Raw genomic sequence first — 20314 nt, forward strand, 5'->3', positions numbered from 1 at the left:
GTTAAGCGTCGGGTTTTATCATCAGTTCCCAGTAAATGCCCATTTGGCCACGGTTATCGAATGTGCCTGCGGGTTGCACGGTGGGGAACTTTTTTTTAGAAATATCTATAGTTTGTACGAATTGCGTCAACTCGGGCAGTTTATGTTCAACGAATTGCAGGATGGCGTAATCCCAAACGGCGTAATGGCTCAGCATCCAGGCAAACTCTGCATCGAACTTGCCCTTTTTCATATAGTCGTTCACAATTTTGTACGATTCAAAGATCACGTCTTCGTCCAAATCGTCTATCCCGGTGAGCCAGTCAGGTTCTACTATCGATTCCCAATTGAGATAAATCAGCCTTTTGATTGCTTCAAGCCTTGTGGCCTCATCCTCTGCCTCCTGAAAAATGCGGAGGTATTCGCGATGGATGGCCTTATAATTATCCAATATCAACATATCGTCCTGCCATTCATCTTTGGTGGATGAATTGCCATTTAAACGATATTGTGTCCGCTTGTAAATCTCGTGCTCGTTTTGCGAGAGGCTTAAGAGGGATAAAGTCATTTTTACTACATAAAACCCAAAGCTAAAATAATAAGTCTGAAACCCGCTTATCTTTGCGGCCATGGCGGCACAAATTTACCACCCCTTCAGCACCTTCAATTTCAGCAACACCAAATGTTTTTTAACGGGGGATACCTTAAGCAGCGCCGAAGAAAAGATACAGGTGTTTCCGCAATGGCTGATGAGCCGCTACAGTCTGGAAGATAAGCCCTTTAAGCTGCTCGACGAGAGCATTGCCACCTATAAAGACCTGAAGATTCCCTGCTCTGCCGCCGTAAATGAGCATCATTTGGAGCCTTTAGAAGCGGAGATTGCCGCCGCGTTTGCCCTGGGCTACGAGGGGGTAAAAGCCCTGGACGAACTGAAACTTTTCCAATGGGTATGCAAACTTTTGTACGGTATTGTTTTTAACGAATTGCAGGCCGGCATAAAGCTGCAGCACGCCCAGGGCGAGGAGTTCAACATATCGCAATCCATCATCCATAAATTCAGCCACCTGCACCTGATGCTGCAGAGCATCAACCTGCCCATAACTTTTGATGGTTTTAAGCCCTACAGCCTGTTTTTGTTTAAGGTGGATAATCATGCCGAAGAGTTTGGCTACCGCGATGAGATAAACACCCAAACCTTTGCCCTGCGCGTAGGCGATTTTGGGCTGGTGATGTGCCTGCAGGATAATGGCGCCAACGGCAGCTACCACCGCGAGCTTTATGAGCAATTGAAAAACGATACGCTGCACCCCATCCAGTTCGAGGAGTTTTCGGCGAGGGTGTTTTATTCTAATTACCTGTTCAACCGCCTGCCCGAATATGAGGTAATGCCGGTTGGCGAAGATATTTTCGTGGAGGCTATGCCCCTGCGCGGCATCAGCAGCAAACCACTGTTCGACGACTGGACCAACAAAACCTACGGGCAGGTGCTGGAAAGCTTCTGGAAGAACTGGGGCTTCCTGCTTTTAGAAATCATCAAGAACCCCAACCAGCCCATCAGCTTTTTGTTCGATGCTGATGGTAACCGTATCCCGGCCTCGGACATTACGCTGCACCCTTAAAGCAGAGGCCCGTGCCATTTACAAAGCTGGAATTTTCTGGAAAACCATGCGGAAAACGGTATGATTTATTGGAAAAAGCTGGAAATTTTTTTCAGCCCGCAGGCGTCTCATTTAGCTAAAACAGCCATTCCACGCAAATAAGACCGTTTTTGAGTTTAGCCGAAAAAACTCCGAAAAGCACCGAAAAAGCTCCGAAAAACACAGATTTTTTAAGGTTTTTTGTAAAATTTAAGGGGATTCAAAAACAAAAACATGGGATGTCGACGCTCCTGGATGTCGGCGCAACCCTAAACATTTTTTCAATTTTCTATAAAACAAAAACTGGAAAAAATAACCGCCCTAAAACTGGTTAACGAATTCGCTAATGATGGTATGGTGAAGGATGATGGTGATCAGAATACCGCTCAGCGCGCCAAATAAGTGTGCATCGTGATTGATGTTATCGCGGGCGTGCTTAGCTGCAAAATGGCAATAAACCAGGTATAAAGCACCAAAAATGTATGCCTTTATCGGGATTGGGATAAAAAGCAAATTCAAATCGGCTTTTGGATGGAACAAAATAAAGCTGAAAAGCGCCGCGCTGATAGCACCCGAAGCACCCAGGCTGTTATACCATGAGTCGTCTTTATGTTTTTGGATGGATGGCAAATCGGCCAGGATCATGCTCACGAAATACAGCACTCCAAACTGCCAGTGCCCCAGCATCGATTCCAGCTGAAAAGCGAAGAAGTAGAAGGACAACATGTTGAAGAGCAGGTGGTTCCAGTCGGCGTGTATAAGCCCGCTGGTGATGATGGTAAAAACCCGGTGCCCGCGCGATACTTCGTAGGGGTTTAGGATAAATTTGGCGTAGATATTAGGGTCAGAAAAAGCCCATAGCGATGTGGCCAGCGTTATTACAAAAATTACCGATGCCACGGGGGCTATCGTAAGGTATTCCATCATTTCAGGTCGAGTTTAGTATCAGTTAGTAACCTGCCTACGGGGTAGCGCAGGTAAGTTTTTTCGAAATAGGGCGAATTGCGGTAAACGAAATTAAGCTGCGCATCGGCGCTGCCGGCCAGTTTAGGATCTTTTGCTTTTTCCTCATCCAGCTTTTTGCGCAATTCAGGGTCGGCTTTTAACAGCGCGGCGGCAATATCCTCAAAAACATAATCAGAGAAATATTCCTTTTGCCCCAACACCGAATCGAAGAAGTTCCAGGCGAAGAACGAATCTACGCCCTGCGGCTCCAAAGTTTCAACGATGTAACGGTTAATGGGTTGGTTTGCATATACCACGTAATCGCCTGCGTAAAATTTAATTTTGCTATCCACCGGAGTAAGCTTTACGCCGGTATGGATATAATGCCCCTCGTAAGGCCGTGTGCCGGTTTTGTAATCGGCAATGTAATACATCTGCAAGTTCAGCGTGGTATCGTGCGTCAGTCGCTTCATCGCCACCCCGTTCAATTTAAACAGGTCTATTACCTTACCCCAGGCCTGCGGTATAACGTAGGCAACGGGTTTATCTATCGTAACGGTAGCCTTGTATGTGTTGAAGAATTTGATGGTTTTGGTGTAGGGCTTGTTGCGTTCGTAATACAAACGGGGCAGGCCACTCACCTCGCTGGGTTTGTATGCGGCCTGGTAGCCTTTAAAGGTAATGGTATCTACTTTGCTTTGGTCAAGCGCCCAGGCTAGGTCGAACGATTTTTGCTTGCTTACCTGGGCATCAACCTTTTTGCGCAGCTGGCCTATGGTTTTGGCATCGCGCTGGCAAATGGCTATCAGTTGCTCCATAAAATTGTAGGTGGCGTATAAACGCTTGTCGAAGGGTTTCAGCATATGCGTCTCCGTCATATAGCTGATCATGTTGTGCTGAGCGGCAAAACCGGTCGAAAACCTTGGCGTTTCCATAAAACTTACAATGCCGCTATCCGGCAGGCCGCTCTCGCCTGCGCCATAAGGGATCATCTCAAAGCCGCTTTTCTTCATGCCCTTATACAGGTCGGCTGTCATTACCTTGGCGGTATAATCGGCTAGTAAAGGGTTTTGCTTGTCTTTTTGGGTTTCTATCAGCGTCATTACGTACTGGTAGTCGGCACCATCGCTTACGTGGTTATCCAGCAGTACTTCGGGCTGCCATGTGTTGAGTATCTGTGTAAAGGCGAGAGCGTTGCGGCTATCGGCTTTGATGAAATCGCGGTTCAGGTCCAGGTTACGGTAGTTGCCACGGAAGCCATAAGCATCGGGCCCATTCTGATTGGCGCGCGAGTGCCCGCGGTTCATGTTGCCATCTATATTGTACACGGCTATGATGCAAATCACCACGTCTTTCGGCAACTTGTTGCCTTTAAGCAAATCGCGCGTAAGCATCATGCTGGCATCAATGCCTTCGGGTTCGCCGGGGTGGATGCCGTTGTTGATCAGTAGCACGCGCTTATCCTGTTTTTTGATGAGTGCAGGGTCGAATACCTTATCCTTCGATAGCACTATCAAAGTCAATGGCTTGCCCACATCCGTCATCCCGTAATCAATCATCCGCATCTGCGGGTATAGCTTCGCCAGTTTTTGGTAATAAGCAATAGCTTCGGCATGCGTAGCCGAGTAGTTTTTATCCTTGCTTAGTTCAAAAGGGGTGAGCTGGGCGTTTGCCTGCGTAAAAAGAAAGAGGCAAAGCAGCAGGGCCGGTATTTTCTTCGTCATGTTGCGGCAAATATAAGGCGCATGTTACGGCAATTATTGGTTAGCGGCTATTTCGACCTGTAACTTTTTGGGGAGGCTTTTCAGCACCAGATCGTACGAATGATCTATCAACTCTAAAAGCTGCTTGTGCGTAAGCGAGCCGCCCATAAAAACGGTATTCCAATGCACTTTGCTCATGTGGTAGCCGGGCTGTACTTCGGTGTATTGTTCCCTAAGCTCTATCGCACGCTCCGGGTCGCATTTGGCGTTGAAGTGCTGCCCATCGGCGAGGCCTATCAGCAAGAACATCTTGCCCGCAACTTTAAACACCAGCGTATCTTCTCCAAAGGGGAATCCTTCTTCAACCGCAGGCAAAGCAAGGCAATAATCGCGCAGCTCTTCAATATTCAACTCAATTCCCCCCGATAGATTTATCGTAACTGGCTTGGTGGCCAAAATTGTATTTAATGCCTATGCTAATCTGGCGGTACTGATCCAGCGCGTTATTCTTGAATTTTGAGGTGGGGTCATCGTACCCATCCAAGCCCTCGCCAAAGGTAACGTTGTGCTGGTAGCCCAGGTCTATGGCAAACTTGGGCACGCCGTAATAATCGTATATCTTAAACTCGTAGCCAAAGCGCACCGGCACTATAATGTTTGTAGTTTTGTCGCTGCCGGGGAAACGGTAAGGAGGGTCGGTTTGGAGTAAACTATAACGGTTAGTGGCTACATTATTGAAAATGACGCCCACGCCTATGCCTGCATAAAAATTCTTGACGATGTTCAGGAAATCGCTGCGGTAGTAATCGATGGCATCGCCCAACTGGTAGTTGAGGTGCAGCATTAGCGCCTTATATTTGTTCTCGAATTTGCGGGTATCTTTGTCCTCGGCCACGGTATTGCCGCCACCCCTGAGTTTGCCCACCTGGAATTCCAGCACGATAGGCATATATGGGTTGTAGTAATAGGTAAAATCGCCATGGTAAGCCTGGTTGCTAAACCCTTTTTTCAGATCGGCCAGGGGGTGTACCAGGCCGGCACCGGCACCTATGCCGAAGCTATTATAATTGTAGCCGGACTGGGCCCAAACCTTGCCAAAAGTAAATACGACAGCAACTAATAAAATATACTTTTTCAAATTAATTGAGTTAAGATTATTCACAAATTGCGCAGCCTGGCGCAGGCACAATAAATTTTTACTAATATAGGCTTTCTATGGATTTTAACACAGCACTAAGTTATACAGCGGCCGAAAGATTTTTACGCTACGTTGCTATCGATACCCAATCAGACCCCGCATCGCCAACCGGCCCTTCTACAGAAAAGCAGAAAGACCTGGGTCGACTGCTGGTTGCCGAGTTGCTGGAGATAGGCCTTGCCGATGCGCACCTGGATGAGCATGGCTATGTTTACGCCACCATCCCCGCCAATACCGATAAGCCTGATGTGCCGACGATTTGCTTTTGCTCGCATATGGATACCGCGCCCGATTGCAGCGGCACCGGCGTAAAACCATTGGTGCATTATAATTATAGCGGAGCCGATATAGTACTGCCCGATGATGCCACTCAGGTGCTGCGGATGGCCGAACACCCTGATTTGAAGAACCAACTGGGCAACGATATTATTACTGCATCGGGCATTACGCTGTTGGGTGCCGATAACAAAGCCGGCGTTGCCGAGATAATGGATGCCTGCTACCAGTTGATAAATCACCCCGAGATAAAGCATGGCACCATAAAAGTCCTTTTTACGCCCGACGAAGAGATTGGCCGTGGTGTGGATAAAGCCAATGTAGAGAAGATAGGTGCTTTTGCCTGCTATACCATGGATGGCGAGAGCGCGGGCAACCTCGAGAACGAAACTTTTTCGGCAGATGGGGCCAGGCTTACTATCAACGGTGTAAGCTCGCACCCGGGTTTTGCCAAAGGGAAAATGGAAAGTGCTATTAAGATTGCCGGACTGATCATCGCCGCGTTGCCTTATGATTTATCGCCCGAAGGAACAGAGGGCATGCAGGGCTTCGTACACCCGGTAGATATAGCTGGCCATGTAGAAACCGCCACTATAGATTTCATCATTCGCGATTTTGAGGAGGATTTGTTGGCCAACCATGCTAATGTTATCAGGCAGATTACAGCTAACGTTTTGAAAAGCTTCCCCAACGCAAGCTATACGCTGGAGGTAAAACCACAGTACCGCAACATGAAAAACGTGCTGGCGCAACATCCGCAGATTGTAGCAAACGGACTGGATGCTATACGCCGCGCAGGCATGGAGCCCAAACTTTGCAGCATACGCGGCGGTACCGATGGTTCGCGCTTATCATTCATGGGGCTGCCTACGCCCAATATTTTTGCCGGGGAACACGCTTTCCACGGCAAGCAGGAATGGGTGAGCATACAGGATATGCAGAAGGCAGTGGATACCATTTTGCATTTATGCAGTATTTGGGAGGAGCGAAGCACCGCGCTTTAGCCCCCCAAGTGACGACAGAGAGTAAACTCTAGGCGCAAATACTGAAACGCTATTGCCCCACCGTATTCTTTGGCTTGCTTAGCAAATTAATAAACAACCTGTACGCTCCCGGAACGCCGGCAGGCAGCTGGCGGAAGAACGCCAGCGAGGTGTACACGAACCTACCGTCACCATATTCTGTAACGGCCACTGCGCCGTTGCTTTGGCCCTCGCCGGGGTCTCCCATTTGCAGTGGGGTTTTATATTTCGGGTCGATATTGTTGAGCATGTAAATGCTGCGTTCCTGTATCCAGCCTTTAAAATCCTCCTGGCTTATCTGGTTAGGGTAATTCAGGATGGCGTTGTTTTTATCGAGTATGGTTACCGGCGCGGTTTCGTCGGTTACGCGTTCATTTACGATCTTGAATGGGTACGGGCCGATTTCTTTGGTAACCAAACCATTGTTGTTATTGTACTGCACCACCAGGTTGCCGCCGTTCTTTACGTACTCCATCAGTTTTGGCTGCTCGTAGGCCAGGCGTGGGTTTACGTTGTAGGCGCGCACGCCGGTTACTATAGCATCGTAGATGCTGAGGTCGCTGTTGAGTATTTCGCTTTCGGTAAGTTGATGCACTTCGTAGCCTACTTCGCGCAGGGCATCGGGCACCAGATCGCCCGCACCGCCAATGTATCCGATGCGCTTGCCCGCTATCTTCAAATCGATATTCACCAGTTTGGCCTGCGCCGGCGGGAAGATGGTTATGGCCGGCACGTGGTTGTATTTAATATTGAGCAAGCCCTGACTGAATGCTTTGCCGTTTGCTGTGGTAATTACATCCAGGTTGGCGGTGTTTGATTTACCATCCGTTGGCACAACAGTAAATGCTACGGTCCATTCGTCGCCTTTTTTCTTGCCCGTAAAATCTATTTTTTCGGGGCTTATCTTCCAGCCAGCAATCGGCTTTATGCTTACGCTGCCATCGGCATTGGTAAAGCTTTTGAGTTTTACCTGCACGGTTTGCGGTAGCGGGCCATTGAAAACATAAACCTTCTCGGTAATGTTTGCGGTAACCGGCGGGGCAATTTCCAAAGGCTGGTAAATCTCGCCGCGGGCGGGGTCTACGTATTTGTACATCACCTTACGATAGTAAACAAGTTCTTTGCCATCAATGGTAAACTCAAATTTTACCGTTGGCGCGTCTGTATTTTCAGGCGAGCCCGCGAGTGTATCATAGGCTAATACGTAGCTTCCAATTCCGTGCGGAGCCTCAAGCCAATATGGCTGAGATGTTTTTATTAAAACGATTGGTGTTAATTGCTTTGTAAAAAGTTGATTTGCATCTAAAGCAAAGCCGTGAATACTCCCAAATGCATTGCTAATCTCGCCGCCGGAATTTATTTCAACTTTAGTTATAGGTAACTTATAAGGCGTAAAAATTTGAGCATTGATTGTTAATTTGTCCCCAACGGCATAAGACGGTTCTGGCGCGTACGCCTCAAACCACAACCCCGCGCAAGCGGCAATCAAATCCTTCAGTTCCTTTGTTTTTTGCTGATGCCAGTAGGTATAATCTTCTGCCGCTCCGGCTTTTACCATCACGTAGTGGGTGGATCGATAATTAACCAAATCCATATCCACCTTATCCAGCAACTTCACCAACGCGGGCACTGATGCTTGTGGCGAATCGTCATTAAACGCCTTGCGTATGTTGGCGAGGTCTTCACCTATCTGCGTGCCGCCAACAATCCTTCCCCAGGTAGTAGTTACGCCGTCCATCAGGTCGGTTTTTGGGGCATCACCTAAAATAGTCTTGAAATATTCGAACACATCGCCGCGCTGCCTGGCAGAGCCGAAGCCCTGCGTTTTGTGGTTGCTTCGGCTTTCGGCAGCAATCTCGCCATAGCTTTGGCCCAGTATCGGGTTGTAACCGCCAACATTCAGCTTAAACTGGTCCTCAGATGTAGTGTTGGTATTGCCGAAGTTGAAGGTGTTCCAAAGCAAACGCTTGGCCTGCCATGGGGTAACGCCGTGTTTCAGTTGTTCGGGGTAGCGTTTGGGGTCGGCCGCTACGCTGAATGCTTCCTGCGCCAATATTGCCGAAGCCGTGTGGTTGCCATGGCCACCCTCGCCCGTTGTCGGGAAGCGGCATATCATCACATCCGGTCTGAATTTGCGTATCACCCAAACCATATCGCCCAGTATCTTTTCCTTATCCCAAAATTTCAGGGTTTCCTCCGGATTTTTAGAAAAACCGAAATCGGTAGCGCGGCTAAAGAATTGCTCAGCGCCATCCATCCTGCGGGCGGCCAGCAATTCTTGTGTGCGTATAAGTCCCAGTAGTTCACCCTGTTCTGTGCCGATCAGGTTTTGCCCCCCATCGCCACGGGTAAGCGAAAGATAACCCGTGCGGTAATGCTTCTCCTGCGCCAGGTAGGCCAGCAGGCGGGTGTTCTCATCGTCGGGGTGGGCGGCTATGTATAGTACGCTGCCCAAAACATTCAGTTTTTTGAAATTTTGTTGTATGGTGCCGATATCGCTTGGCGGCGCGGTTTGGGCTTTAAGGCTTTGATTGACAATAAATAAGGCGATGGTAAACAGCAAAATACGCTTCATAAGAACAAATATATTATAAACAGGTATAGGGCGTGTAGTGTAGCGATAATATTATATGAGGGTGATAAAAGTTGTCTGAACTCGAATTTTATGGAATTAACGAATTAATAGAATTTTGGTCTTCAGTAACAACATCATTCTGCCCATTCTAGAAATTACATAAAATTCGAGTTCAGACAAATAAAAACTAATCAATCGATTAAATATTGGCACGATTATAAATGTCTTACACAAAACTGACACAACAAATTTTCATTAATCAATCGTTTGATTAATTTTGCATCGTGAAAACAAAAGAAATGGAAAAAGATAAAACAGATAAAAAGGATCATATCCTTGATGTCGCTGAAAAGATCTTTGCAGAATTTGGTTATGACGGTGCATCAACCCGGGCAATCTCCGGCGAGGCCGGCGTAAACATGGCTATGCTTAATTATTACTTCGGCTCTAAAGAAGGCGTGTTCCTGGCAATTTTTGAACGCCGTATAGCCATGTTTCAACAGGTGCTGGCCGAAATTGGTAACGACACCAGCATATCGGCCTGGGAAAAGCTGGATAAGTACATAGAAAGCTATGTAGAGAAAGTGGTGAACAACAATTGTTTTCACATTATGCTGCACCGCGAAATATCCAAAACAAAGAAATCAGATCTTACCGATAGGATAACCGCTATTGTGCTGAGAAACGTAAAGGTTTTTCAGAGCATTATTGCCGGTGGCGTAAAAAGCGGGGAGTTTAACCCGGATACCGACCAGGAACTATTGGTAGCCACATTATTCGGTACAAAAAACTATATCATCAACACGCCGCATATCTCATCAGTAGTATTAGGCTACGATGTGTTAGACGGAGCAGTGCAGGAAGACAAGCTGAAACCCCGGCTTAAAAAATACCTGAAGAACCTTTTGAAAGCTTATTTGCAAAACTCACATGACAACCATAAATAATAGTCCCTTGAAACCTCACCTATTGAAAAGAGCTGTTAAGGCCGCGGGTAGCATCGCCGTAATGTTTACGGCATTGCTTATTACCAACCCGGCAGCGGCACAAGACAGGACCATCACGCTTGACGAAGCCGTTAAGCTGGGATTGGACAACAGTAAAACGCTGAAACTATCGCAATCGAAAATCGACCGTGCGGTATCGCAGTTTGAGCAGGCTAAAGACCAGGCACTGCCAACCGGCAAGGCAAGCTTTGGCTATAACCACGCCGAAATACCCGCCAACAGCCTTACCCTTGGCGAAGACAAAGTAAATCTGCCCTCGAACGCAGATGCTTACTTAGGTACGCTATCGCTCAACCAGGTGATATGGGCCGGCAACAAATTGAAGTACGCCCGCGAAAGCACGAACCTGCTTACCCAGGTGGCCCGACTTGATGCCGTGAACGACCGTGACGAGATCGCCTACAACGTTATCAGCGCCTACTATAACCTTTATAAGGTATTGCAGGCAAAAAAGGTAGTGACACAGAATCTGGCTACGATAGATGCGCAGATAAAACAGGCCCAACGTTTCTTCGACCAGGGCTTGGTTACCAAAAACGATGTGCTGCGTTTCCAATTGCAACGTTCTAACATCGAGCTGAACGGGATTGATTTGGAAAACAACCGCCGCATCATCAATTACAATATGGATGTGCTGCTGGGCTTGCCCGAAACTACCGAGCTGACTATAGCGCAGATAACGGATGCTGCTAATACTGCCGCGCCGCTTACTACTTACATCGATAGCGCCTTTGCACACCGTGCCGAATTGAAGCAGATGGACCTGCGCACCCAGGTAGCTGATGTAAACATCAAGAGCGTAAAGGCTAATACCTCGCCTACGCTTTCGGCATCAGGCAGCGCTTACTACGTTGGCCTTTCGGGCAACCCTATACCAAAAAGCGGCAAATTTATTACGCCGATATCAGTAGGGCTCACCCTCGGCTGGAACTTCGGCAGCCTTTGGACCAATAAAAACAAGCTTACCGAGGCGCGCCTGCAGCAACAGGAAACCATTATAGATAAAGGCATCACAGGCGACCGTATCAAAAACGAGGTGAACCAAAGCTACCAGAACTACAAAACGGCGCTGGATAAGATAACCCTGCTGCAAACTTCTATAAACCAGGCTACAGAAAATAACAGGATACTGGAATCGAAATACAAGAGCAATATATCGTCGGCTACAGACCGTGCCGATGCGCAAACCTTACTTTACCAGGCCGAAATAAACCTGGAACTGGCCAAAGCAGATGCAGGCCTTGCTTACTACACTTTATTAAAATCAACCGGAACTCTTAACAAATAATACTAAATCAAAATACGATGGCAACTCCAGAAACAGAAACCAAACAGAAACCTAATAAAGTACTTCCTATCATACTAGGGGTAATACTTATCGGTGGTATCATTTTCGGTGTAAAAGAATATATATATTTCAGCAAGCATGTTGATACCGACGATGCCCAGATAGATGGCGACATAAGCCCGGTAGTAGCCCGCGTAGGTGGCTATGTGGATAGCATTATGTTTGAAGAAAACACGCATGTAGCCAAAGGCCAGCTGCTGGTGAAGATAGATGACCGCGACTACCGCGTAAAATTAGAGCAGGCACAAGCCGCACAGGTTGGCGCAAGCGCAAATATTGGCGTGGGCGAATCGCAGATATCAACTACTGCTGCCAATTCATCAAGTGCCAAAGCGGAGGTTACATCTGCAGGCGCGCGCTTAGATAAAATGAAAAAAGACTACGCCCGTTATGCCAACCTGGTGCAGGATGGTTCGGTAACCCGCCAGCAGTTCGATCAGGCCAAAGCCGATCTTGAGGTTGCACAGGCCAACTACGATGCTGCAAAAGACAAATACAAAGCGGCCTTGCAACAAGTTGCTACCAGCCGCAGCCAGTTAACGGTTACCAATACCGGCGTAACCCAGAAGCAGGTTGATATTGATTATGCAAAACTGCAGCTTACTTATACCCAGGTAAAATCGCCGGCTACCGGCCTTGCAGCTAAAAAGAACGTACAGGTGGGCCAGTTGGTGCAAGCCGGGCAAACCCTGTTCTCGGTAGTGAACGATAACAGCCTGTACATCACCGCAAACTTTAAGGAAACCCAGCTGGATAAAATACGCAACGGTCAAAAAGTTGATGTTAAGGTGGACGCTTACCCAGGCTTAAAAGTTGAGGGCGAAGTGTATAACTTTTCGCCTGCTACAGGTGCCAAATTCTCCTTGCTGCCACCGGATAACGCTACAGGTAACTTTGTAAAAGTTGTGCAGCGCATCCCTGTAAAAATTAAACTGAGCGGAAGCAAAGAAGATTTAGCGAAACTGCGCCCGGGCATGAGCGTAGATGTTTCGGTGATTACAAACAACTAATACAATGGCTGAAACTGGCTTTAAAAAATGGATAATTACCATTACGGTAATTATGGCATCGCTCCTGGAGCTGATAGATACCACCATCGTAAACGTAGCCATCCCAAAAATACAAGGTTATTTGGGCGCTACGCTGGAGGATATTGCCTGGGTGGTAACCGGTTACGCGGTGGCAAACGTTATCATCCTGCCTATGTCGGGCTGGTTGGGCGGGCGTTTTGGCCGCAAACAGTACTTTCTGGCGTCCATCATCGTATTTACCATTGCCTCGTTCCTTTGCGGTAACGCAGAATCGCTAAACGAGCTTATAGCTTTCCGGATATTACAGGGCCTTGCCGGTGGTGGTTTAATATCTACCGGGCAAACTATATTGATAGAGACCTGGCCGCGCGAACAGATCGGTACGGCTACTGCGCTATTTGGTTTAGGTGCAGTGGTAGGCCCTACCGTGGGCCCAACCATAGGTGGCTGGATTACCGAGCACTATACCTGGCAGTGGATATTCTACGTAAACATCCCGGTGGGGGCCTTGGCTATCTTCCTTACATACACCTTTATCAACGAAACGCCCAAGCAGGAGAAGAAGCCCATCGATTGGTGGGGCATTGCCTTGCTGGCAGTAGCGGTCGGCAGCTTACAAACAATCCTTGAAAAAGGGGAGTCGGAGGACTGGTTTGCAACTACCTATATCACTGTTTTAACTGTGACGGCCATATTAGGCACCATAGTGTTTATATGGCGCGAGCTGAGTACCGACCACCCGATAGTAAACTTTAGCATCATGCGGCACCGAAGTTTTTCGGTGGGGATGTTTACGTCCTTTATCCTGGGGTTTGGGCTTTACGGTTCAGTATTCGTGTTCCCGGTGTTCTGTCAGAATTTGCTCGGTTTCAATGCTCAGCAAACGGGCGAATTACTGTTCCCCGGCGGCTTGTGTACCATATTTATGATGCCTTTTATCGGTAAGATGCTCAACAAAGGCATTCCGGCCCAGTTTATGGCTACTGCAGGTATGTTCCTGTTCTTCGTATTCACCTGGATGCTGAGCAACTCTACCCTGCAAACAGGGCAAAGTGACGTGCTGGTACCCTTGTTGATACGCGGCGTGGGTATGGCGCTGTTGTTTGTACCGCTTACTACCCTTGCCATGGCCGATTTGAAAGGCCCCGAAATTGGGCAAGGTTCGGGCTTGAATAACATGATGAGGCAGCTTGGCGGTTCTTTTGGTATCGCAACGTTGACTACCATTATACACATACGCATGGGCAAGCACCGCAGCGATTTGATTACCTACATCAACCCTTACAACCCGGCGTTTACCGAGCGGCTAAACATGTATCAACACGCGTTTATGGCCAAAGGCAAATCGGTGTCTGATGCCTTGCATATGGCTTATGCGGCGATAGAAGGCACCGTAACGCGCCAAACCATGCTGCTTACTTACGATGATGCCTACTGGATATCGGGCCTGGTGATGCTGTTTTCAATACCACTGCTATACCTGCAGCCTTTTAAGAAGCTAAAAGCAATAGCAGACTCGCACTAAAAAACAAAACCGTTCAGCTTTATCAGCTGAACGGTTTCTCCAAAAAAATCAACAATTAAATTTGTAATCCCTCTCCCGGGTTCACAAAGTTGTAGTTAATAAAAATTATGAATAGGAGAGGTGTTATAATCTTATGCTATAAAATTAGTTGTTTTTAATTAACAAACCCAAATTTAATTTCATATTATTTTCATCTTAACAGTATTAGCAAAAAGGGGCATGTATAATTGCCCCTTTTTTGTTTCTAATCGTTATCAGAAAATAATTTTGCCTGTTGCGGTTACCAGCGAGGCTATGCGCACGGCATCAAAAATACGCTCCTCGGTAGTGCCTAGCTTTATCAGCGAATCTTCGTGCGCATTTACGCACATTTCGCAGCCGTTTACGGCAGAAATAGCCAAACTCATTAATTCAAAAAACTCTTTACCGGTAACCGGTTTCATCATCAGCTGCATACGGATGCGCGCCGGTATCTGGGTGTATTTCTCTTTCTGCGTAAAATGACGGAAACGGTAGAAGATATTGTTTGATGCCAGCAACGATGCGCAGCCTGCGGCTTCGGCAACATCGGCTGCAGCGGCACCCTGCGCCTCGGCATATTGGGTGTAATAATTGGTAAGCGGCAGGTTATTATTGTTTACAGCAGTGCTCAGTGCCAGCAGGGCGCATTCTTTTTCGCTAAGGTGGGCCGAAGTAAGGGTGCTGGTAAAATTCAGCTTAAAATCGCGCAGGTAGCGCGATTCGCCTTTTTCAAGCAACGTAAGGCTGGCGGTGCGGTAGGCCACATCCAGGCCAAGGCTTTGCAATATCTCTTGTATCAGTTCGGTACTTTCGTTCATGGTAATATGTTATGGTATAAAAAAGCCCTGCTCCCAATGGGTGCAAGGGCTATATATAGAGGGGTATTAATATTAAACGGTAAGGGTTTCCTGGCCTTTTTCCCAGTTGCATGGGCAAAGCTCATCTGTTTGCAAACCATCCAGCACGCGTAAAACTTCTTTTACGTTACGGCCAACGCTCAGGTCGTTTACCGATACCCAACGGATGATGCCCGTAGGGTCAACAATAAAAGTAGCGCGGTAAGCAATTTTCTCGTTAGGCTCTAAAATACCCAGGTCTTCTGCCAATGATTTCGAAGTATCGGCCAGCATTGGGAATTTCAGGTCGCGCAGGTCGTCGTGATCTCTTCTCCAGGCAGCGTGTACAAATTCAGAATCGGTAGAGGCACCGATCAAGCGGGTTTCACGATCGCGGAACTCGCCGTAGTTTTTGTTGAACTCGGCAATTTCTGTCGGGCACACAAAAGTAAAATCTTTTGGCCACCAGAACATTACGGTCCAAACGTTATCGTCATTCACTAAAAAGTCTGAAGTGATGGTTTCAAACTCTTTGCCTTTTTCGAGGCTTGTTACGGCTATTTTAGAAAACTTTGGAAATTGTTGTCCTATTGTTAACATAATGGATGTTTTATTAAAATTTATGCAACAAATATACGCTTTTAAAGCCGAGGCTTTTATCTGAAATATCTATGGCTTATAGAGGATGTCTATAGGTGGGTAAGGAGTAGAGACGCAATGTTTTGCGTCTCTACGGCAGAATTATTCATTTCATAAATAATTTTATTTGTGTATCATTATTGCATGAAAACCAAACCTATCCTTATTGTCGCTGCGTTGGCCTTTGCAGTCGCCTGTGGTATTTTTATAGCAGCCTGCAAAACCGCAAAAACTACCGAGAAGACCGCCATTGTCGCCTTTTTGAAAGACTTTAACACGCATGTAAAAGCCGGCCACACCAAATCGGCCCTGGCCTTTTTTGAGGATGGCCCCAATACCGCCGCCAACAAAACCCTTATCAAAGTACTTGCCGGCAAAAGCACCCTCGGCGGCAAAGGCAAGCCCCTGTTTAAAGTGGGGCTCGACGTAGATGCCGCCGGTATCGATTTTACAAATCCGCAGGCAATTGTGGCTGTTGTCCCTGCAAAATTTAAGCATGATAGCGTTCCGGGTGCTGCATCGCACATCAACTTTACCCTGCACAAGGTAGACGGCAAACAATATAAAATAGTAGCCGCCAAGGTTGACGATTTTGCTTCAGACTACGCCCTGTATCAAAATAAAGTAATCAACGCCACCGTACCCGAAACAGATATTTACAGCCCGGAAACGCTTGCTGCTTTTAAAACAGCCGAACGACTGAAAACGCGTTATGATAGTGTACTATGGTTTCAGCACATCAATAAAAAAACCTGGTTTTATGTAATTAAGGGTAAGATTGCCCCCAGTTTTTATATGAATGAACAGGTTGTGGCCAACATTAAGGATATTGAAGTATCAGACCTTAAAATGGGCTTGGTTAACCCTGATTTGAAAGAAGTTATACCTGTGGAGTACGATTTAGTACATAATATAGGCGGAACGGTAGACGGTTTGATAGAAGTGGAAAAGGAAGGCAAAAAAGGCCTGTATAACATGGCGGGCAAACTAGTTGTGCCCGTAGACTACGATCAGCTATTGCCCTTAACGGATGGTGAGAATTTAGCTTTATTGAAAGCCGGCAACGATTACTTTTATCTTAAAAAGGATACCACTATTACCGATAAACTGATTGATTTTAGAATTGCGGATGTGCTTTCTAAAGTAAAACATTACGCTAGTTCGTTTACCTGGGATGAAAACAGCAACCAAAACATTATGGAGTATAATTCGAGAGACGACGCTACCGCGCTTGTTGTATCGCCTTCTTATCTTGTGGAATGGCAATTTCTCGATAAATTCCTTGATTTTACTAACCCGCTGCGCAAGTTAATGGTAGCAGACGGCGAAGAAGGGGGTGATAATAGCGAGACCGTTGCCATCACTTACGATGGCGAAGAAAAAGATGATAACAATTGGTTCCAAAGTACATTCTATTCGGTATTAGAAAATTACCTGAACGGCAGGGGCGATTTATATGAAAGCAAGAAAGTGCTTGTTGTGGATAAGAAACAGAATCGGGTGATGGGGTTCGACCCGAAGTATCTTGGTGATGAAATTGGAGGTGTAGGGAGAAGTGGCGAATGTAAAGACAATCACTTAAAAGCCATCAACGATTCGTTGTTTGAATATAAAACAACGGCTGTGCTTTATCAGGATTTATTAGATTCAACAAGGTTTTTACGCGAGGGCCCATCGTACCATTATCTCCAAATAAAAAAGGACAAACTGGTTGCGTTAAAAAGCAACCGAAGGTTCCCAACTCAATTCGTAAAGCTGGATGACTCTTACCTGCAGGGTTGTTATCTTATAGCCCCCGTAAACGACAAAGGAAAAGATAAAAGGACAAATTATGCAACCGACGAAATTTTGCAGTTGATGAAGAACGAAATTTATGCTTCATATAACTATAAATTTAAAAATAAACGATGGAATGAGATTTTTAATTACCAGGCTACAAATAATAGCGGGGAAAGCGGTTTGAATGTTAATGTAGACGATTCGCTAACCGTTATTGATAAGTATAACATCGATTTTTTAAATCGTAAACTACAGATAAAAAAGCCTGCCGTGGTTGCGTTTAGATGAGGATTATAGCACGGGTGTTATGGTATTTCGCATTTTTTTGGGTACTGGTGCTAAGCGCCGGTACCTTTATACAATACCTCGATTTTAAGCACGACAGCTTTTTTTTGCGCATCAAGCATCAAGCAGTAGAAACCGGCTGGTACCTGCCGGCCTTTTACTGCCACATTTTTGCGAGTAGTGTTATCCTTATCATTGGCTTTTTCCAGTTCTCCAAAAATGTTTACAACAACAGGCCGCTGCATAAAATGCTGGGGAAGATTTATGTGTTCGGCATCCTGTTTATCGCAGCGCCGGGGGCGTACGTGATGACGCTTTTCGTAAACCGGGGCCCCGGCGTTTTCGCGTCATTTTTAATACAGAACACCCTTTGGGTAGCCTGCACCTTAGCCGCCTGGCTATTGGTAATGAAAGGCCGCATAGGCGACCATAAAAAGATGATGCGCCGTAGTTATGCGCTGGCTTTCGGTGCGGTAACGCTCAGGTTTTATATCTGGCTATTCAGCACGTTTGGGCATGGCGTAAACTTTGAGCATAATTACCTCATCATCGCATTCGCCAGTTGGGTGCCGAATTTACTGGTGGCGGAAGTCAACAATTGGTATGAAGAGAAGACTAAACTGCCCTTATCAGCCGGAGAATAAGCCACCATGTCATACGAGGGAGCGAAGCGACGAGATATCTTGTTGGATATGCAGAGCGGATTTGCAATGTGGCAAACTTTGCATCATTAACAAGTTCTCTCCCTCGTACCTCGGTTCGAGATGACATGGTGGTGAAAGTATTTCTTAAAGAATATACTTCGTACTTAAAAAGTTGGAATCGTTATCGTTTACGATTTCGTTGAGGAGTTGCTTATTGCTTTCGTTGAGTTTTGTGGCTACCAGCGAACGGATAGAGAACGACCGTAGCGCATCGTGTACCGAAAGCGTGCCCTCCGCACTATCCTTTCGCCCGGTGAAGGGGAACACATCCGGCCCGCGCTGGCACTGGCTATTAATGTTTACGCGGCTCACCAGGTTCACGAAGGGGTCTATCAGTGCCGAGATCTCTTTGGCATCGTTGCTGAAGATACTTACCTGCATGCCATGCGGCGAATCGATCTGGTATTCGATGGTTTCTTCCAAAACCTCAAACGGAATTACGGGGATTATCGGGCCAAACTGCTCCTCGCGATAAAGCTTCATTTTCTCGTTAACCGGGTAAACCACCGCCGGGAACACGAATGATTCGGCCGTTACGCCGCCATGTTCGTTCATTACTTTTGCCCCGTTGGCAATGGCGTCGTCTATGCATTCTTTTAGATAATCGGGTTTATGCGGCTCGGGAAGCGGAGTGAGCTTTACGCCGTCCGTCCAGGGCAGGCCGGGCTTTAGTGCACTTACGGCTTCGCTCAATAGTTTTAAAAACTCGTTGGCAACTTCTTTGTGTACAAAGATGATCTTGATAGCCGTACAGCGTTGCCCGTTGAACGAAAGTGAGCCCAGTATGCACTCGCTTACCGCGAGCTTCAAGTCGGCATTTTTGGTAACGATGGCGGCATTTTTGGCATCGAGGCTCAGCACCGCACGCAGCCGGTTAACCTTTGGGTGGCGTTTCTTCAGGTCGTTGGCCACCTTGCTGCTACCGATAAAGGCTAGCACGTTGATCTTGCCGGTAGCCATCAGCCCGGGCGTAACCACCGCGCCTCGGCCATAAACCGTATTCACCACCCCTTTCGGGAAAGCATCTTTAAATGCCTCCAGCAGCGGGTAGTGCAACAAGGTGCCGTGCTTAGGTGGTTTAAATAGTATGGTGTTGCCCATGATGAGGGCGGGAATGAGTGTGGTAAAAGTTTCGTTCAGCGGATAATTGAAGGGCCCCATGCAAAGCACCACGCCCAGTGGCGAGCGGCGTATCTGCGCAACCAGGCCCTCGGCAATCTCGAAACGGGAAGATTGCCTGTCGATGTCTTTAAGGCCGTCGATGGTGGCATTGATGTATTCCACCGTGCGGTCGAACTCCTTGGCAGAGTCGGCGTATGATTTGCCTATCTCCCACATAATTAGCTTAACGATGAGCGTGCGCTGCTCTATCATCTTATACACGAACTGGTCCATGCATTTAATGCGGTCTACAATGCTCATGGTTGGCCATTCGCCGCGGCCGTTATCGTAGGCTTTCAGGGCCGCTTCCATGGCTTCCATGGCTTCGTACTCTCCGCAAACGGGATAGGTGCCAATTAGCTTACGTTTCAGTACGCCATCTGCATCGGGCAACATTACGGGCGAGTAAACCTCGCTTACATCGCCATCCCATTGGCGCATTTCGCCGTTAACTAAATATTCGCGCTGGTGTATTTCTTCTATACGGTGCTGCTCGGGAATTTCCTCCTCCGGCACAAACATGCTTAAGAGTTGTTGCTGATAATCTTGCATAGATAGGGCTTTTGATGTATGCTAAAATACGATTGTTTGAAGGGGAAAGCAAGATACAAAGCGAAAGGTTTTTGGAAAAATGACGACAGGG

17 protein-coding genes are annotated in these 20314 nt (G+C 47.1%); 8 read left to right on the plus strand and 9 right to left on the minus strand.

The genetic code is table 11. The features are described 5' to 3' along the window. Position 1: 1 nt before the first annotated feature. Entirely contained in the window at positions 2-547 is a 546-nt protein-coding gene (locus tag AC1DYT_RS13650; protein ID WP_477470140.1) for a hypothetical protein, read from the minus strand. Positions 548-608: 61 nt separating this feature from the next. On the opposite strand from AC1DYT_RS13650, the gene AC1DYT_RS13655 reads away from it, so the two are divergent. Continuing rightward, a complete protein-coding gene (locus AC1DYT_RS13655) occupies positions 609-1598 on the plus strand; it encodes a hypothetical protein (RefSeq protein WP_477470141.1) in 990 nt (329 codons plus the stop codon). Between the two features lie 339 nt (positions 1599-1937). Here AC1DYT_RS13655 and AC1DYT_RS13660 read toward each other — a convergent pair whose 3' ends face one another. The 4 genes from AC1DYT_RS13660 to AC1DYT_RS13675 are packed head-to-tail and all read right to left on the minus strand — an operon-like array spanning position 1938 to position 5402. Continuing rightward, positions 1938-2543, minus strand: coding sequence for a rhomboid family intramembrane serine protease (locus AC1DYT_RS13660; RefSeq protein WP_477470142.1), 606 nt, complete (start codon positions 2541-2543; stop codon positions 1938-1940). Next, on the minus strand, positions 2540-4285 hold the full coding sequence (locus AC1DYT_RS13665) for a M14 family zinc carboxypeptidase (protein WP_477470143.1): 1746 nt from the start codon (positions 4283-4285) through the stop codon (positions 2540-2542). The genes AC1DYT_RS13660 and AC1DYT_RS13665 overlap by 4 nt, the downstream gene beginning before the upstream one ends. Positions 4286-4318: 33 nt before the next feature. After that, positions 4319-4720 carry an MmcQ/YjbR family DNA-binding protein gene (locus AC1DYT_RS13670; protein ID WP_477470144.1) on the minus strand — a complete coding sequence of 134 codons (402 nt, stop codon included), beginning with the start codon at positions 4718-4720 and terminating at the stop codon, positions 4319-4321. Beyond that, complete coding sequence (locus tag AC1DYT_RS13675) at positions 4677-5402, minus strand: hypothetical protein (protein WP_477470145.1); 726 nt, start codon at positions 5400-5402, stop codon at positions 4677-4679. Before AC1DYT_RS13675 ends, AC1DYT_RS13670 begins: the two co-directional genes overlap by 44 nt. 77 nt (positions 5403-5479) lie before the next feature. Here AC1DYT_RS13675 and pepT point away from each other — a divergent pair, with 77 nt between their 5' ends. Then, on the plus strand, positions 5480-6742 hold the full coding sequence (gene pepT, locus AC1DYT_RS13680; protein WP_477470146.1) for a peptidase T: 1263 nt from the start codon (positions 5480-5482) through the stop codon (positions 6740-6742). A gap of 49 nt (positions 6743-6791) precedes the next feature. On the opposite strand, the gene AC1DYT_RS13685 is transcribed toward pepT, so the two are convergent. Further along, entirely contained in the window at positions 6792-9335 is a 2544-nt protein-coding gene (locus AC1DYT_RS13685; RefSeq protein WP_477470147.1) for a PIG-L family deacetylase, read from the minus strand. A gap of 284 nt (positions 9336-9619) precedes the next feature. Between AC1DYT_RS13685 and AC1DYT_RS13690 the strand changes: the two genes are divergently transcribed. The 4 genes from AC1DYT_RS13690 to AC1DYT_RS13705 are packed head-to-tail and all read left to right on the plus strand — an operon-like array spanning position 9620 to position 14246. After that, positions 9620-10282 carry a TetR/AcrR family transcriptional regulator gene (locus tag AC1DYT_RS13690; protein ID WP_477470148.1) on the plus strand — a complete coding sequence of 221 codons (663 nt, stop codon included), beginning with the start codon at positions 9620-9622 and terminating at the stop codon, positions 10280-10282. Then, positions 10266-11630: a TolC family protein gene (locus AC1DYT_RS13695; RefSeq protein ID WP_477470149.1), complete on the plus strand. Its 1365-nt coding sequence runs from the start codon at positions 10266-10268 to the stop codon at positions 11628-11630. Before AC1DYT_RS13690 ends, AC1DYT_RS13695 begins: the two co-directional genes overlap by 17 nt. Positions 11631-11647: 17 nt before the next feature. Continuing rightward, positions 11648-12700 (plus strand): HlyD family secretion protein, encoded by a 1053-nt coding sequence (locus AC1DYT_RS13700; protein ID WP_477470150.1) that lies wholly within the window; start codon positions 11648-11650, stop codon positions 12698-12700. 4 nt (positions 12701-12704) lie between these two features. Then, a complete protein-coding gene (locus tag AC1DYT_RS13705; RefSeq protein ID WP_477470151.1) occupies positions 12705-14246 on the plus strand; it encodes a DHA2 family efflux MFS transporter permease subunit in 1542 nt (513 codons plus the stop codon). A gap of 254 nt (positions 14247-14500) precedes the next feature. Here AC1DYT_RS13705 and AC1DYT_RS13710 read toward each other — a convergent pair whose 3' ends face one another. Together AC1DYT_RS13710 and AC1DYT_RS13715 are read right to left on the minus strand one after the other, a co-directional pair. Further along, entirely contained in the window at positions 14501-15085 is a 585-nt protein-coding gene (locus AC1DYT_RS13710) for a carboxymuconolactone decarboxylase family protein (protein ID WP_477470152.1), read from the minus strand. A 72-nt stretch (positions 15086-15157) separates the two neighbouring features. Next, a complete protein-coding gene (locus tag AC1DYT_RS13715; RefSeq protein WP_133226211.1) occupies positions 15158-15703 on the minus strand; it encodes a peroxiredoxin in 546 nt (181 codons plus the stop codon). A 183-nt stretch (positions 15704-15886) separates the two neighbouring features. Here AC1DYT_RS13715 and AC1DYT_RS13720 point away from each other — a divergent pair, with 183 nt between their 5' ends. After that, a complete protein-coding gene (locus AC1DYT_RS13720; protein ID WP_477470153.1) occupies positions 15887-17809 on the plus strand; it encodes a WG repeat-containing protein in 1923 nt (640 codons plus the stop codon). Beyond that, complete coding sequence (locus AC1DYT_RS13725; protein WP_477470154.1) at positions 17806-18450, plus strand: DUF2306 domain-containing protein; 645 nt, start codon at positions 17806-17808, stop codon at positions 18448-18450. Before AC1DYT_RS13720 ends, AC1DYT_RS13725 begins: the two co-directional genes overlap by 4 nt. Positions 18451-18594: 144 nt before the next feature. On the opposite strand, the gene AC1DYT_RS13730 is transcribed toward AC1DYT_RS13725, so the two are convergent. Next, positions 18595-20223 (minus strand): NADP-dependent glyceraldehyde-3-phosphate dehydrogenase, encoded by a 1629-nt coding sequence (locus tag AC1DYT_RS13730; RefSeq protein ID WP_477470155.1) that lies wholly within the window; start codon positions 20221-20223, stop codon positions 18595-18597. Positions 20224-20314 lie beyond the last annotated feature (91 nt).

The organism is Mucilaginibacter sp. P1_D10 (assembly GCF_056406215.1).

Excerpts from the sequence above, each read along its gene's own strand:
- AC1DYT_RS13655 (WP_477470141.1), top strand. The coding sequence starts at position 609 with ATGGCGGCACAAATTTACCACCCCTTCAGCACCTTCAATTTCAGCAAC.
- pepT (WP_477470146.1), top strand. The coding sequence starts at position 5,480 with ATGGATTTTAACACAGCACTAAGTTATACAGCGGCCGAAAGATTTTTA.
- AC1DYT_RS13715 (WP_133226211.1), bottom strand. The coding sequence starts at position 15,703 with ATGTTAACAATAGGACAACAATTTCCAAAGTTTTCTAAAATAGCCGTA.
- AC1DYT_RS13705 (WP_477470151.1), top strand. The coding sequence starts at position 12,705 with ATGGCTGAAACTGGCTTTAAAAAATGGATAATTACCATTACGGTAATT.
- AC1DYT_RS13720 (WP_477470153.1), top strand. The coding sequence starts at position 15,887 with ATGAAAACCAAACCTATCCTTATTGTCGCTGCGTTGGCCTTTGCAGTC.
- AC1DYT_RS13660 (WP_477470142.1), bottom strand. The coding sequence starts at position 2,543 with ATGATGGAATACCTTACGATAGCCCCCGTGGCATCGGTAATTTTTGTA.
- AC1DYT_RS13665 (WP_477470143.1), bottom strand. The coding sequence starts at position 4,285 with ATGACGAAGAAAATACCGGCCCTGCTGCTTTGCCTCTTTCTTTTTACG.
- AC1DYT_RS13730 (WP_477470155.1), bottom strand. The coding sequence starts at position 20,223 with ATGCAAGATTATCAGCAACAACTCTTAAGCATGTTTGTGCCGGAGGAG.
- AC1DYT_RS13650 (WP_477470140.1), bottom strand. The coding sequence starts at position 547 with ATGACTTTATCCCTCTTAAGCCTCTCGCAAAACGAGCACGAGATTTAC.
- AC1DYT_RS13700 (WP_477470150.1), top strand. The coding sequence starts at position 11,648 with ATGGCAACTCCAGAAACAGAAACCAAACAGAAACCTAATAAAGTACTT.
- AC1DYT_RS13725 (WP_477470154.1), top strand. The coding sequence starts at position 17,806 with ATGAGGATTATAGCACGGGTGTTATGGTATTTCGCATTTTTTTGGGTA.
- AC1DYT_RS13710 (WP_477470152.1), bottom strand. The coding sequence starts at position 15,085 with ATGAACGAAAGTACCGAACTGATACAAGAGATATTGCAAAGCCTTGGC.
- AC1DYT_RS13685 (WP_477470147.1), bottom strand. The coding sequence starts at position 9,335 with ATGAAGCGTATTTTGCTGTTTACCATCGCCTTATTTATTGTCAATCAA.
- AC1DYT_RS13695 (WP_477470149.1), top strand. The coding sequence starts at position 10,266 with ATGACAACCATAAATAATAGTCCCTTGAAACCTCACCTATTGAAAAGA.